Consider the following 15,118-nt stretch of genomic DNA (forward strand, 5'->3'; position numbering starts at 1 on the left):
ACCCCCTTCACATTGTCGATTCATCGTGGCTATTTTTATATGTTTCTCAGCTTAATTTACTGTACAATCACGCACAAAATTAATACCTTGCTAGATACACAACCGCAAAACATTCACTTAAACCACATTCTTACTTATTAATATTACGACTTTTGTAATGCTCCAATTTTATAAATATTATGGTAAGGAATATTAGTGGCGATTTTTATCTCTATCTGTTTAGTTTTATTTTCCACCTGGATGATAGCCAAGGTTTGTGATGGCTTTGAAGCCGCCGCAGACCATCTTGGTCGCAACATGTCAGAAGGTGTAAAAGGTGCGACTATCAATGCGATTGGTAGCTCAATGCCCGAGCTATGCGCCACCATGGTATTTCTCTTTCTCTTTAACGATACCGGCGGTTTTGCAGGTGGCATAGCTACCACAGCAGGTAGTGCCGTTTTTAATACCATGATCATCCCTGCCATGAGTATTCTTACCGCCATAAAAATATTTAAACTCTCTGCAGTTAACGTCTCCAAAAAAGTCATTTTGCGTGATGGTATCGCTCTTATTACCATTGAATTAATTCTGATCGTAACCATTGGTGAGCATTTAACTTGGTGGCATGGCTTAATGTTAATGTCACTTTATATTATTTACATCGCTTACATGCTTACCAATATGAAAAAATCGCATCACGCAGAGTATTCTATTGCAGAGGAAGAAGAACAAGAACAAGAACAAGATAAAGTAAGCTCTGAAAATGCCTTAATGTCATGGCTAACACTTGATCTTGAAAATGCCGTAATCGGTGAAAGGAAAACCACCAATCAAAACGCTTGGGCTTTATTAATTGTCTCCACCTTTTTTATTGCTCTATCTTGTTACCTTCTAGTACTTGGCTGTGAACTTTTAGGCCACGAGTTAGGGTTAAAATCTTACTTTGTCGCAGTCATTATTGCCGCGGCTGCCAGCAGTGTTCCTGACACTATTTTATCGGTACGCGATGCCAAAAAAGGCAATTATGATGATGCTGTTTCGAATGCACTGGGCAGCAATATCTTTGATATCTGTTTTGCATTAGGGTTGCCATTATTTTTATATACCATCATTAATGGTCCTATCTTTATGCCAATAGATATGGTCGATAATGTCGGTGAACTACGAGTGTTACTACTCTTACTGACCATTGCCGCGTTCATCCTGTTTTACTTTGGTAAAGCGTTAGGAAAAGCAAAAGCCTATACCTTAATTGGGCTATATATCTTTTTTGCCGCCTACATTATCTCAAAAGCCTATGATCTTGCTTGGGTTCAACCTATTACGGCCTTACTCAAGCACATGTTGCACACAATGCAATTGCCCTTTGCGTAACTCCAACGCCATATTAATGGGTAAAAAATCAAACTTATCGCTTACTGTAAATTCAAATGATTAACACTTAAATCGACAGGTTTATCAAAAATAGATTTGCCTCATTGACAAACGATCAAATTCTCGGCTGAATGGTGGGGTAATAGGTTTGCTGTATCAATATGATGCAATGCAACATTCGATTGCACTAAAATGATCCCCACAGGTTCCATTATGGTGCAATAGCTTATTGGCATCATCCCCCACCCACACCTATCACTTTGAATTTAAAGGATTTAATTTTTTGGCATGATTTTAGCTTATACAAATACATTGATTATAGTTTCGCGATAGCGGTTTTAATCAATAGCTTTAGTTATTAGTTAAAGCGATTCACTATCGCGAACCCATTATTGCCTTATTGCCCAAGTAGATACTTCTACTTGAATAGCATTTATAACACCGGAGGTTATCCAAGATGTCAGTTGAAAACGTACTCTCTCTGATCACTGAAAACGAAGTTAAGTTTGTTGATCTGCGCTTTACCGATACAAAAGGTAAAGAGCAGCATATCTCAATTCCTGCCCACCAAGTAGACGCTGACTTCTTTGAAGATGGCAAGATGTTCGATGGTTCATCAGTTGCAGGTTGGAAAGGCATTAACGAATCTGACATGGTTATGATGCCTGACGCAGCAAGCGCGGTATTAGACCCATTTACTGAAGATTCAACCTTAAATATCCGCTGTGACATTCTTGAACCAGCAACTATGCAAGGCTACGATCGTGATCCACGTTCAATCGCTAAACGTGCAGAAGACCATATGCGTGCAGCGGGATTTGCTGACACCGTTCTTGTCGGTCCAGAACCAGAATTCTTCTTATTTGATGACGTTAAATACGGTAACGATATTTCAGGCGCATTCTTTAAGCTTGATGATGTAGAAGCGGCTTGGAATACTGGTACTGAATACGAGGGTGGTAACAAAGGTCACCGTCCTGGCGTTAAAGGCGGTTATTTCCCAGTGGCACCAGTAGATTCATCTCAAGATATTCGTTCTGCTATGTGTTTAATCATGGAAGAAATGGGGCTTGTGGTTGAAGCGCATCACCATGAAGTGGCAACAGCGGGTCAAAACGAAATCGCCACTCGCTTTAATACCCTAACCGAAAAAGCCGATGAGATTCAAATTTACAAGTATGTGGTTCACAACGTAGCGCATGCTTACGGCAAAACCGCGACTTTCATGCCTAAACCATTAGTTGGCGACAACGGTTCTGGTATGCACGTTCACATGTCTCTTGCTAAAGATGGTGTTAACCTATTTGCTGGCGATAAGTACGGCGGCCTATCTGAAATGGCGCTTTACTACATTGGCGGTATTATCAAGCATGCGCGTGCAATCAATGCCTTTGCGAACCCGGCAACTAACTCGTACAAACGTCTGGTTCCAGGATTTGAAGCACCGGTAATGTTGGCATACTCGGCGCGTAACCGTTCAGCGTCTATCCGTATTCCAGTGGTACCAAGCCCGAAAGCTCGCCGTATCGAAGCTCGCTTCCCTGATCCAGCAGCGAATCCATACCTAGCCTTCGCTTGTCTACTGATGGCAGGCCTAGATGGTATTAAAAACAAGATCCACCCTGGCGATGCGATGGATAAAGATTTATACGACTTACCAGCAGAAGAAGCAGCTGAGATCCCGAAAGTGGCAGAGTCGCTAGAAATAGCACTAAAAGCACTAGACGAAGATCGTGAGTTCTTAACCACTGGTGGCGTATTCTCTGATGATTTCATTGATTCTTATATCGCACTGAAATCTAAAGATGTTGAGCGCGTTAACATGGCGACTCACCCACTTGAGTTTGAATTGTACTACTCAGTATAATTTTTAGTAAATTCGCTTAATTTAAAGCGCGTTTATGCACTCAAATTTTACGCTGTAACTGTGTAAAAAAGACAAAAAATTTAGGCTCGCCTCTCAGGTGGGCCTTTTTTTGGTTGTGAGGAAAAGTACAATCGTTAAGCTAAAAGAAACGGTCTCAAGTCTTGTTGTTTTATATCGATCTCCATTGATATTAGTCTTTCAGATCCTGAAGCGTTCAGCGCCTAGTTAAAATGACAGGAATCAAAATATGAAATTTTCGCCGCTACTACTCATATTCTTAATTGCGCCACTTTCTCATGCCAATGAAATCTATAAATGGACCGATAGCAAAGGCGTCATGCACCTCAGTGATACCCCGCCACCCAAGTCAATCACGAGTAAAAATAAAGAAAAATTAGTCCTACCAGAGGTAAAGAATAGAGCGCCTTCATCGGGAGAGGATGATGGAAACAATACCGCAACCAAGACTTCAGATTCCGTCACAACGGATCAAACCGCTAGCGTGAAAACAGATGATAGCGCAGCGTCATTATCCGCAGATGAGCAAGTTACTGAAATAGCCAGCAGCGAGAAAAAAGCCGATTATAAAGATATAACGGTTGATATCGAAAGCCCAAGCAATGATGAAACATTAAGAAGCAGCCGCGGCTTAATGACCATACAAACCAGCTTGAACCGTAAATTAGGTATTGGAGAGCGATTACAATTAGTCTTTGATGGCACCCCTTATGGCGCACCACAAACCCAAAAGTACTGGGAGTTAAAAGGGGTTGAGCGTGGTGAACATAGTTTAAAAGTACAGGTTGTTCAAAGCGGCAAGGTTATTGCATCATCTTCAGTTGTCACGGTGTTTTTGCATAAAACATCGGTCAAATAGCGGCATTATCGGAGTCATTTAGCAGTTTTATTTGTACTGATTTTTATCATGCCTCATACTGGAGCTTCCAGTGCACCGTATTGGTGCATTGAAAAATGAGTGCACGATAATGCCCCAAGCAGAAAACAATGAATCACTTGCTGTCGCTATTCTTGGTAATCTGGTGACGGCCACTTTTTTACTGGATGACAAACTGATCATTCATTATGCCAACACCTCTGCAGAGCAATTATTTTCCCAAAGTGCCAAACGCTTACAAGGCTCGCCCCTTTCAAGTTTGATACAACATGCTTCGATGGATTTAGCGCTATTTACCCAACTATTGCAAACAGGGCAAAGTATTACCGACAGTGACGTGACCTTTGTTATCAATGCCAAACCTATGATGCTCGAAGTCACCGCCAGTCCACTTTCACTTAAAGAGGCGCCATTTGGCTCCAAGTTAATGTTGCTGGTTGAGATCCGAAAAATAGATTCGCAACGACGTTTAAGCCAAGAGCTAAACCAACATGCCCAACAACAAGCGGCTAAATTATTAGTGCGCGGCCTCGCCCATGAAATTAAAAATCCACTCGGCGGATTACGCGGCGCCGCTCAACTGCTGAGTCGCATGCTGCCCGATCCCAGCTTAAATGAATACACCCAAATCATTATTGAACAAGCAGATCGCTTGCGCGCACTCGTTGATCGACTACTAGGGCCACAAAAGCCTGGTAAAAAAACTACCGAAAATCTCCATTTAGTGATCGAGAAAGCACGCCAATTAGTCGAATTGGAATTTGGCAGTCAAATCGTAATTGAACGCGATTACGACCCCAGCATGCCACCAATCATCATGGATGCAGATCAAGTAGAGCAAGCCTTACTAAATATTGTCAGTAATGCAGCACAAATTCTTTCTCACCAACCAGATGGAAAAATTACCATTCGCACTCGTACCGTGTATCAAGCCAATATTCATGGTCACAGGCACAAATTAGTCGCCAGAATTGAGATCATGGATAACGGCCCAGGTATTGCGAATAAACTTCAAGACACCTTGTTTTATCCTATGGTCAGCGGTCGCGAAGGAGGCACTGGCTTAGGGTTATCCATATCACAAAATATAATCGACCAGCATCAAGGTAAAATTGACGTTGAAAGCTGGCCTGGACACACCATTTTTAGTATTTATTTACCAATCCAAACCGCATAGTCATTATGCGCAGTTATTGGTACTTGCAAGGGGAAATAGATAATGAGTAAAGGATTCGTATGGGTGGTAGATGATGACAGTTCTATCCGCTGGGTTTTAGAGAAAACATTATCATCAGCCAATATTCAATGTGAAACATTCGCTGACGCCGAAAGTGTGCTTGCCAGCCTAGAGCGAGAAACACCGGATGTTTTAATTTCAGATATTCGCATGCCAGGTATGGACGGACTCACTTTACTGAATCAAATCCAAACCAGTCATCCTGACTTACCCGTCATTATTATGACCGCACATTCCGATCTCGATGCGGCGGTCAATGCTTATCAAAAAGGGGCTTTTGAATATCTACCCAAGCCATTTGATATTGATGAAACACTGACCTTAGTCGAACGTGCTATTGCTCATAGCCATGAACAGCACACGGCCACCACAGCAGAAAACCAAGTACCAGATGCGGTACCAGAAATTCTTGGTGAAGCACCCGCGATGCAAGAAGTGTTTAGAGCAATTGGTCGCCTCTCTCGATCGTCCATTTCAGTCTTAATCAATGGTGAATCCGGCACTGGTAAAGAGTTGGTCGCTCACGCCTTGCACCGTCATAGCCCACGCAGCAAAAATCCTTTTATTGCCTTAAATATGGCCGCCATCCCAAAAGATTTGATTGAATCAGAATTATTTGGCCATGAAAAAGGCGCATTTACCGGTGCCAATACGGTACGCCAAGGTCGTTTCGAACAAGCCAATGGTGGCACACTTTTCTTAGATGAAATTGGTGATATGCCACTGGATATTCAGACCCGTCTATTACGCGTACTGGCTGACGGACAATTCTACCGCGTTGGTGGACATGCCCCTGTTAGTGTTGATGTGCGGATCATTGCCGCCACCCATCAAAATTTAGAAAAGTTAGTCAATGACGGCGGTTTTCGTGAAGATTTATTCCATCGCCTCAACGTGATCCGAGTGCATATTCCAGCACTAAGAGAGCGTCGCCAAGACATTGAAAAACTAGCCGCTCATTTTTTATCTCGTGCAGCCAAAGAGTTAGAGGTTGACGTTAAAACACTACATCCAACCACCATTGAAACCTTGAGTCAGTTGACATGGCCGGGAAATGTCCGTCAATTAGAAAACATTTGTCGTTGGTTAACCGTAATGGCCAGTGGTAGCGAGGTATTACCAGCCGATCTGCCCAATGAATTAATCACCACCAATCCATTACCTTTAGACGCAAGTCCGCAAGGTTCTTGGCAGCAACAATTAGAGATCTGGGCGCAACAAACTTTGACTGCAGGAAAGTCCGATCTACTCACCATTGCACAACCGGAATTTGAGCGAATTTTATTAAACGCAGCCCTCACTCACACCAATGGTCATAAGCAAGATGCGGCTAAATTACTTGGCTGGGGACGTAATACTCTGACTCGAAAATTAAAAGAGCTAGAAAATTAAAACCAATCAAAAGCTAACATCCGCTGAACTAAACAGCCATAGCTCAGCGTTGATATCAGATGTTAATAGCTAGCGAATAACCACATTAAATTTGAATTTTTTCTTCACTAGTTATCGATAAATAATATGATTGATTGTTGAGGCAAATATAAACTCATGCTTACATGTCAATTTTCTGACAAAAAGCCAATTGGACATAGTTTCATTTACCTATTGTGGTGTATATTGTTGAACTATTCCCTTTTGCTTTTTTGGATTTTCATGACCAAGCGATATTTATCTTTACGCACTGCGGTTATTCTCCCTTTCACCTTAGTGCTGATTGCCACTATTAGTATTATTACCGTGGTGCAAAAGATTACCAATGAAAATATGCTCCAAGAAATCAGTCAAAAACAACTGACCAATATCTCGCAGAATATCAGTTCCAATCTTACTGGCTTTCTTCTCGCGCCTTTCAAAGTCAGCATAGCCGTAAGTGATGCGATTGCTTACAACAACATTTATGATCCTAACAATTCTTCTCAGCTAACTGATTTTATGCGCTTTACTTATCTCAGTCTAGAAAGCCACATGCCACAGTTAGACGCATTAAGTTTTGGTGGAGAAATTGATGGACAATACATTGGTATGCGCCGTGAAAAAGGCCACCATTTTTCTTTAATGAAGAAAGATAATAATACCGATGGTTACTTGCTGTTGTATAAAGGTGAAACGGAAGCTTCTGGCATCCGAGGAAAAATCCCACACTATGCGCCACAAATTCGCCCTTGGTATGCTCCGGTAGCCAAAAGTCGTAAACCAATGTGGTCTGAACCTTATACCAACAATGACGAACGCCAAGAAATCACCCTATCGGCACAAACCCCAGTGTTAAAAGATAAGCAACTAATCGGTGTACTTACTGCTGATATAAAGCTCACCACATTCGATCGCTTCTTAGCCGAGCAGAAAAAACAAAATAATGCCTCAGTGTTTATTTTTGACCAAAATAAACGCCTGATCGCACACTCTGATACCAATAACCCGATTTTATCCTCAAACGAACCCAAAACATCACGTAATAATCCACTGTCTATCACCGGCAGTCGAATTTCAATCACCGAAAGTGTCGATCCTATTATTCGTAAAACCGCACAAAAAATTATTGGTTTAACCGATGCAGAAATAGACAACCACGCCTTCTCTTTCATTCTTGGTTCTGAGCGATATTTTAGCTACCTCACCCCATACACCGATGAACATGGCTTAACTTGGTATATTTCAGTTACCTTGCCAGAGTCTGAGTTGCTTGGCGAGTTACCCTATCAACAGCAACAGGCTCTATTATTTGGCTTATTGGCTTGCCTGTTTACCGCGGGAATTGGCTTTGTGGTATTCAACCGTATTACCTCACCAATTAAAAAAACCGCCAATGCTGCGCGTGAGTTAGCATTAGGTCATTGGAGCACTCGAATTCCAGATAATGGTTTTATCCGTGAAACCTCTATGCTGGTAAAGTCTTTTAATGATATGGCGCAAAACCTACGTATTTCATTTAGCGAACTGAGAAAGCAGTTAATTTATGATTCATTAACCCAACTGTATAGCCGTCAGGGCTTAATTGAAGAGTGCAGCCATAACAACATCTCCGCTCAAGGTATGTTAGTGGTGATTGGGGTAGAAAAATTCCGAGCTATAAATGACAGTCTTGGCCATGTACGTGGTGATCAAGTGTTAGTCATCATTAGTGAGCGTCTAAAATCGCTATTGCCTGATAACTATTTATTAGCACGAGTTTCCGGTGATGAGTTTGCAATTTATGCTCCCGAATTGTCATCATCTGAGCAAGCCGACAAGTTTATTACTCAAATAAAACAACAATTTGTTTCACCGATTAAGATTCATTCTGAACTAGTTCTAATCAACGCTGTGATAGGTTCAACCCAAGTCATCGCTGACGATGGTATCGAAAATAGCCTGCGCAATGCCAGTATCGCACTAAGTTACGCTAAGAAAGAACCCATTCGTTACTCCGCTTACTTACCTGAGATGGCGGATGTTTCACTTAAGCGAACTCAAACTATCGCTCTGATCACGCAAGCCATTAAAAATGATGAGTTTATTCCGTTCTACCAACCTTTGGTGGATTTGCAAACCAAGAAAATTATCGGCGCAGAAGCCTTAGCGCGCTGGTTATCGCCAACGAAAGGTATTATTCCACCTAATGATTTTATTAGCATCGCGGAGGAATACGGCCTTATTCATCAGATTGGTCATCAAATCCTACTAAAATCATGCATTGATACTCAACAAGCGATTGAAAGCGGTCATTGGGATAAAGAGTTCCATCTGCATGTTAATGTGTCGGTGACCCAATTATTGCTACCAAGCTTTATTGACAGCCTACAATCAATCTTAAAAGAAAGTAAAATTGCGGCTCACAATCTCACATTAGAAGTGACAGAGTCCAACATTGTCAGCAATGACGTAGTGATTAAAGAAAACTTACGCGCGATTTGTGCGCTGGGAATTAGCATTGCAATTGATGACTTTGGTACTGGTTATTCGTCTTTAGCCTATTTACAGAAAATGGATTTTGATTGCTTGAAAATCGATCGCTCATTTACCAATACCTTAACCGCAGATAATGCGGATTCCTCTATTGTGGCCGCGATTTTAACTATAACCAAGGAGTTAGATATTGTGGTGTTGTCGGAAGGTGTCGAAACGGAAGAGCAAGCCAAAATATTGACTGACTTAGGTTGCCAACAAGCGCAAGGTTACCTCTATGGTCGCCCAGTACCATTAGAGCAATGGCCAGACAATATTGATGTATCGCACCTTAGTTGATCGGTCATCAATCCTGTGATTTATAGTTAAAAAGTGTGTGTTTCTGATATTTAGAGATGTTAATCGCCCTACATTTTGAACCAATATTGTTCATTCCGAAAAGACGTTTAAACAGTCCATGGGCACTTGAGAAAGAACATCCATGCTCTTTGACACTGTTCCCCATCAACAATTTGGATAGAAGTACTTAATGAGTCAATATCAATAAACATCAAGCATAAAAACGACCATTCTCGGTCGCTTTTTTATGTCTCGGATTTACCTTAAATCACGCGTGAGAACTGCTGCTGACGGGCTTTATTACGTAAATACTTATCAAAGCACATGCAAATATTACGGATCAGTAAACGACCGCGTAAGGTCACTGAAATGATACCGTCTTTATTTTCCACTAACCCATCATTAACAAAAGTCTGTAGTAGCTTTAAGTCTTCAGCAAAGTACTGCTCAAAGTTAAGCCCAAATTGAGACTCAATCACTTTGGTATCCAATGTAAAGTTGCAAATCAATTGCTTGATCACCTCACGGCGGATCAAATCATCATTGTCTAGCCCAACCCCACGCCATAATGCATGACGTTGATCATCTAATTGGGCGTAGTATTTTTTCAACTCTTTTTGGTTTTGTGCATAGCTGTCACCCACCATAGAAATCGCCGACACCCCAAAGCCAATTAAATCACAATCACCTTGAGTGGTGTAACCTTGGAAGTTACGATGCAAAATACCTTCACGCTGCGCCACCGCTAATTCATCATCCGGCAGAGCAAAGTGATCCATACCAATAAACTGATAACTGGCATCGGTTAAGGTTTTAATCGTGTATTGCAGAATTTCCATTTTTTGTTCAGCGCTTGGTAGCCATTCTTCTTTCAATTTCGCTTGTGCAGCAAACAAAGCCGGCATGTGGGCGTAATTAAAAATAGATAAACGACCCGGCTGCATCGCCAAGACTTTTTCAAGTGTATTGGAGAACGTAGCAAGCGTTTGTTTTGGCAGGCCATAAATCAAATCTAGGTTAGTCGAACGGAAACCCAACTCTTTAGCACGTGCCACCATGGCGACAATAAAATCTTCGTCTTGCTCACGGTTAACCAGAACTTGAACTTCTTTATTGAAATCTTGCACCCCAATACTTAAGCGGTTAAAGCCTTCGCTTCTTAAGTGATCCAACATATCCAGTTCAATTTCACGCGGGTCAACTTCAATGCTTATTTCAGCATCAGCAGTAAAGCTAAACTCGCCGCGGATCGCAGTCATAATGCACGTCATTTGGACTTTAGTCAGGAAGGTTGGTGTTCCGCCACCAAAATGCAATTGCGTCACCTGGCGTTGATTAATCAAAGGTGCGCGTTGGCGGATTTCGTGGATGAGCACTTGCAAGTAATCATCGGCTTTATGCTGATGACGAGTGATCACTTTATTACACCCACAGTAATAGCAAAGCTTGTGACAAAATGGGATATGGATATAAAGCGATAATGGGCGGTCTGGGTATTGGCCACACGCCATATCAAGATCCGAGATCGTAAAGGCTTCGTGGAATTCCAGAGCAGTTGGGTAAGAGGTGTATCGAGGGCCGGAATAGTTATACTTTTCCAACATAGCCTGATCCCAAACAATTTGCTCTTTTGACATGATAATTTCCACTTATAAAACTAAACTAAGGATTGATTGAATGCCTGTGAGAACCGCGATGGCCGTAAGACAGATATAGCGTACTGCTAATCAGTGATGATGAATATACCACCAAAGGTTAGCTTGCCCTATCTGAGCAAAAAATGAATGCCATCCATTTCAAAATAGTGAGATCTAGATCACTTTTATATCAATTTTGTTATTTAACGGTTGGATATTTTGTTTGAGTTGACCCAGTTCGGTTAACACGGTTTCAGTTAAGCGTGATTCTGCTTTTTGGCGGGCGAGAGTTTGCTTCATTCGATCTTTCTTATCTAACGCTTGACGATCATCGCCACGCGCCATGTCTTTCACGACTTGATAGAGTTCATTAATTGCCGGGTAGTCGACGGCAAAATCGACCCGATCATCACCTTGCACATAATCCATAATGCACACCACTCGGATCACGATTTCAGCTAAATCACATTGCTGTTGAACCCCCGCCATACACAAGGTATGTACATTCTCAAAAATATTCGCATTACGCTGATCGATCGCGTGTTGCTGCTGAATTTGGATAAGCTGCTTTTGTTTTTTCAGTTGCATCAATAAAAATCCGGCATAACTTGCCAGCCCAATAATAATAATCGCCCCTACAAACGCGAAAAGTGCAGTCGACATGGCATCCCTCTACTTTTATTGACTAAAAATACGATAACTAAAAAACTTAAAAAAAAAGGCACTAACATCCTGACCTTATTGATCGATCAGAATGTTAATGCCGATTGTAGCGATTATTTAAAATCGTTCAAATTTAGGTTTTCAAATTGCGCTAACAAGTCATCATCAGAAGCCGGTTTCTTGGCGGCTTTCTTGGTTGGGATGATAACCTCTGCCTCTTCTTGTTGCGGTTCGGGCTCAATAATCTCTTCTTCATCATCGTAAATACCCAGTTGCTTCATCAAGATTTCTAGACGATCTAATTTCTCATCAACAAACTTTTGCAAACCTGCGCCTAGTTTATCGCCATTTTCTAAACGGTCGATCAGCACATTTAATTGAGCATCATTTTGAATCGCTTCAAGCTCTTGCTCGGCATTCAATTTACGCTGCTGCTTTGATGGTTTCGTTTTCACTTCGACGACCAAAGGAATGGCTTTTTTACTGCCGTGACGCGGGTCTTTAACTTGACCTAAACCGGTATGTTGTTTTTTCTGCTCGGTATCCGCATGACGGCTACCGGTTTTTAAACCTTTACGCTTATTCACACGTTTACGCAGGCGACCTTCAACATTCGATTCGCTGCGATTGCGGGTCACCATTAATTCTTCACTACCAGTTGATCCTGGCTTTCTAGCTTTTTTGTTGCGAGACATTATTCAATTTCCTCTAAGAAATCACTACGTTAACTCTAACGTGAGTTTTCTCAGTAACATGACATCATTGCCAATAATTTCAAATTTCCGATGGCGAGATCTGACACTATTGAACGCGATAAAACTGGGTGCTTACGCACTGTGGATGAGTAATTATAGACCCAAAATAAAATAGGACATGCTGCACTCTCCATTAAGGATGCGCAAGATAGCAGAAATGCGCTAAATAGTGGAGTTTTATTAAGCGATCGAGCTAAAAATTCATGACCCCAAAACGCAAAAATCCCCAGGCAGTTACTCGCCTGAGGACCAATATTTGCTTAATAAAACACTTAACTCGATTTAACGGCCATCCGAGGTCGTTAAAAACGATTAGTGCAAACCGCCTACATACTTGGATAAAATCTCGATCTGCTCATCGGTTAAGTTTTTCGAGATATCTTGCATCATCGAATTCATATCATTGCTACGCGCACCAGAACGGAAATGCTCTAATTGCAGTTTGACGTAATCGGCTTGTTGGCCGGCAATCTTAGGAAAACCACCTAATTCCATACCGTGTCCACGAGGACCATGACATGCACTACAAGCAGTAAGCTCCTTTCCTGCCTCTCCAGCAAAATACAGCGCTTTACCTTTAGCTGCCACATCTTCTGGGGTTGAGCCTTCTTTGGTTGGCAGTGAAGCATAATAAGCGGATAGATCGGCAATATCTTGATCGCTCAATGGCATTGCCATCGCGCTCATTACTGGATCATATCGACCTTGCTTACCACCACTGGTCATACCGAGTTTCAAATCATGCATTTGTTTTTCAAGATACTTAACATGCTGTCCGGCTAATTTCGGATATTGCGTGATCACGCTATTTCCATCCGCACCATGACATGCTGCACAAGTCGCTGATTTTTCTTTACCAGCGTCGACATTGCCTTGCGCCCAAACCGAGCAACTAGCAACCAAGCCTAAAATGAGTACTAATTTATTCATGATATTCCATTATAATTATTCAGCTTCCATTACCACGATAGTGAAACGTTCATGGTACACTACGTCCAGTCTTGTCGCTGACAAGTAAACCAATTGTACACAATTATACATAAAAGCAATCATTCCTCTACAAAAGTGGAGATGGAGTTAACAATTATGGAAAAAATCCATTATCAAAATACCCACTTTATAACGAGTGCACCTGATATTCGTCACCTACCTGATGACGAAGGCATCGAAGTTGCTTTTGCTGGTCGTTCTAATGCGGGTAAATCTAGCGCATTAAATCGACTCACCAATCAAAAAAACTTGGCTAAAACCAGTAAGACCCCAGGTCGTACTCAGTTGATTAACTTATTTAAAGTGACTGAAAACTGCCACATTGTCGATTTGCCTGGTTATGGTTTTGCTCAAGTACCAGTCGAGTTAAAAAAGAAATGGCAGAAATCACTCGGTGAATACCTACAAAAACGCGAATGCTTAAAAGGCCTAGTGGTATTGATGGATATCCGTCACCCAATGAAAGATCTCGATCAACAACTTATTTATTGGGCGGTTGAGGTAAATATTCCGGTACAAGTACTGCTCACGAAAGCCGACAAGCTCAAGCAAGGCCCACGCAAGGCGCAATTGCTAAAAATCCGTGAAGCTTCAATGGCGTTCTGTGGTGATGTACAAGTCGATGTATTCTCTTCCATGAAAGGCATCGGTGTGGATCAACTACGTAATAAACTCGACGCTTGGTTTGCGCCAGCAGTAATGAGCGAAGAAATGCTTGAGCAATTACATCGTGATGAACTTGCGGCTCAATTTGCCGAAGAAGATGACGAGTTAGCCCCACAAGATCCCCATGATGCTTAATCGCTAGCAATGAATATGGATTATATTAAGCAGCCTTAAAGGCTGCTTTTTTCGTTTTATACCAATTCAACTTAATACCTACTCAACTTAATACCTGCTCAAGTTGAATCCGCCGAAAAGACGCTGTCCCATCCTGGTCGCTTGAGAAAAAGCCGTCCATGGCCTTTTACACTTTTATCTGCATCCAATTTTTATCGGTCATAAAATTACTGGAACTAGGGGCTGTTGATCTTTCGTGGTTGTTTTTGCTGCGAATTGTTGGGTTTTTATACAAGGAAGAGGCTTTGTGGTGTAGCTGGCTACACGAAAAGCCAATGACGAAGTAGAAAAGACCAACAAACGCAGCCCGAAGGGTTCGGCTAAAAGCCTTTTACTCTTCGTTAAGTCTCATTTACTTAGAATAACTAGGCTTCAATCGACTTGCCTCGATTAAAAGGCTTTTATCTCGAACAAAATTTAATCACGAAAGATCAACAGCCCCTAGTATTAATACCCTTCAGATAAAAGAAATCCCCAAAAGGTGGCGACCAATGGGGAAAGGAAGATAAAGGAGGTTTCCATGTGTTTTATTATGCTTAAAGTTTTTACCATGCAGGGCAAAAATACAAGTTACTCAATTTTCACTCTTTCCATTCACCGCTAAATACTCGCTTTTCTATCGGCTTATTTTCGCCGTTACATGCAAATTGCATT

At 41.7% G+C, this 15,118-nt stretch carries 11 protein-coding genes; 7 read left to right on the forward strand and 4 right to left on the reverse strand.

Annotated features, from left to right (window positions below):
* The first annotated feature begins 195 nt into the window (after nucleotides 1-195).
* From GFB47_RS10910 to GFB47_RS10935, 6 genes are all read left to right on the forward strand, one after another.
* Nucleotides 196-1,356 (forward strand): sodium:calcium antiporter, encoded by a 1,161-nt coding sequence (locus tag GFB47_RS10910; RefSeq protein WP_153447989.1) that lies wholly within the window; start codon nucleotides 196-198, stop codon nucleotides 1,354-1,356.
* Between the two features lie 457 nt (nucleotides 1,357-1,813).
* On the forward strand, nucleotides 1,814-3,223 hold the full coding sequence (glnA, locus tag GFB47_RS10915) for a glutamate--ammonia ligase (RefSeq protein WP_153447990.1): 1,410 nt from the start codon (nucleotides 1,814-1,816) through the stop codon (nucleotides 3,221-3,223).
* Nucleotides 3,224-3,470: 247 nt separating this feature from the next.
* The gene (locus tag GFB47_RS10920; protein ID WP_153447991.1) at nucleotides 3,471-4,100 is read left to right on the forward strand and encodes a DUF4124 domain-containing protein; all 630 of its coding nucleotides are present in this window, start codon (nucleotides 3,471-3,473) and stop codon (nucleotides 4,098-4,100) included.
* Nucleotides 4,101-4,209: 109 nt separating this feature from the next.
* Nucleotides 4,210-5,295 (forward strand): nitrogen regulation protein NR(II), encoded by a 1,086-nt coding sequence (gene glnL, locus GFB47_RS10925; RefSeq protein WP_153447992.1) that lies wholly within the window; start codon nucleotides 4,210-4,212, stop codon nucleotides 5,293-5,295.
* Between the two features lie 42 nt (nucleotides 5,296-5,337).
* Nucleotides 5,338-6,747, forward strand: coding sequence for a nitrogen regulation protein NR(I) (gene glnG / locus GFB47_RS10930; protein WP_153447993.1), 1,410 nt, complete (start codon nucleotides 5,338-5,340; stop codon nucleotides 6,745-6,747).
* A 261-nt stretch (nucleotides 6,748-7,008) separates the two neighbouring features.
* Complete coding sequence (locus GFB47_RS10935) at nucleotides 7,009-9,579, forward strand: bifunctional diguanylate cyclase/phosphodiesterase (protein WP_153447994.1); 2,571 nt, start codon at nucleotides 7,009-7,011, stop codon at nucleotides 9,577-9,579.
* Nucleotides 9,580-9,842: 263 nt separating this feature from the next.
* Here the strand turns inward: GFB47_RS10935 and hemN are convergent, their stop codons facing one another.
* The 4 genes from hemN to GFB47_RS10955 form a co-directional block, all read right to left on the reverse strand.
* Nucleotides 9,843-11,216 carry an oxygen-independent coproporphyrinogen III oxidase gene (hemN, locus tag GFB47_RS10940; RefSeq protein ID WP_153447995.1) on the reverse strand — a complete coding sequence of 458 codons (1,374 nt, stop codon included), beginning with the start codon at nucleotides 11,214-11,216 and terminating at the stop codon, nucleotides 9,843-9,845.
* A 174-nt stretch (nucleotides 11,217-11,390) separates the two neighbouring features.
* Nucleotides 11,391-11,879 carry a DUF2489 domain-containing protein gene (locus tag GFB47_RS10945; RefSeq protein ID WP_153447996.1) on the reverse strand — a complete coding sequence of 163 codons (489 nt, stop codon included), beginning with the start codon at nucleotides 11,877-11,879 and terminating at the stop codon, nucleotides 11,391-11,393.
* A 113-nt stretch (nucleotides 11,880-11,992) separates the two neighbouring features.
* On the reverse strand, nucleotides 11,993-12,574 hold the full coding sequence (gene yihI, locus GFB47_RS10950) for a Der GTPase-activating protein YihI (protein ID WP_153447997.1): 582 nt from the start codon (nucleotides 12,572-12,574) through the stop codon (nucleotides 11,993-11,995).
* Between the two features lie 372 nt (nucleotides 12,575-12,946).
* Nucleotides 12,947-13,564, reverse strand: coding sequence for a c-type cytochrome (locus GFB47_RS10955; RefSeq protein WP_153447998.1), 618 nt, complete (start codon nucleotides 13,562-13,564; stop codon nucleotides 12,947-12,949).
* 153 nt (nucleotides 13,565-13,717) lie between these two features.
* Here GFB47_RS10955 and yihA point away from each other — a divergent pair, with 153 nt between their 5' ends.
* Nucleotides 13,718-14,425 carry a ribosome biogenesis GTP-binding protein YihA/YsxC gene (gene yihA / locus GFB47_RS10960; RefSeq protein WP_153448228.1) on the forward strand — a complete coding sequence of 236 codons (708 nt, stop codon included), beginning with the start codon at nucleotides 13,718-13,720 and terminating at the stop codon, nucleotides 14,423-14,425.
* The last annotated feature ends 693 nt before the right edge of the window (nucleotides 14,426-15,118 follow it).

It is taken from the genome of Vibrio algicola, assembly GCF_009601765.2.
GTDB classification, from domain to species: domain Bacteria; phylum Pseudomonadota; class Gammaproteobacteria; order Enterobacterales; family Vibrionaceae; genus Vibrio; species Vibrio algicola.

Bases quoted from the DNA above. Each gene is read 5' to 3' on its own strand.
- glnA (WP_153447990.1), top strand. From the start codon at position 1,814: ATGTCAGTTGAAAACGTACTCTCTCTGATCACTGAAAACGAAGTTAAG.
- hemN (WP_153447995.1), bottom strand. From the start codon at position 11,216: ATGTCAAAAGAGCAAATTGTTTGGGATCAGGCTATGTTGGAAAAGTAT.
- GFB47_RS10955 (WP_153447998.1), bottom strand. From the start codon at position 13,564: ATGAATAAATTAGTACTCATTTTAGGCTTGGTTGCTAGTTGCTCGGTT.
- glnL (WP_153447992.1), top strand. From the start codon at position 4,210: ATGCCCCAAGCAGAAAACAATGAATCACTTGCTGTCGCTATTCTTGGT.
- GFB47_RS10920 (WP_153447991.1), top strand. From the start codon at position 3,471: ATGAAATTTTCGCCGCTACTACTCATATTCTTAATTGCGCCACTTTCT.
- GFB47_RS10935 (WP_153447994.1), top strand. From the start codon at position 7,009: ATGACCAAGCGATATTTATCTTTACGCACTGCGGTTATTCTCCCTTTC.
- GFB47_RS10945 (WP_153447996.1), bottom strand. From the start codon at position 11,879: ATGTCGACTGCACTTTTCGCGTTTGTAGGGGCGATTATTATTATTGGG.
- glnG (WP_153447993.1), top strand. From the start codon at position 5,338: ATGAGTAAAGGATTCGTATGGGTGGTAGATGATGACAGTTCTATCCGC.
- yihI (WP_153447997.1), bottom strand. From the start codon at position 12,574: ATGTCTCGCAACAAAAAAGCTAGAAAGCCAGGATCAACTGGTAGTGAA.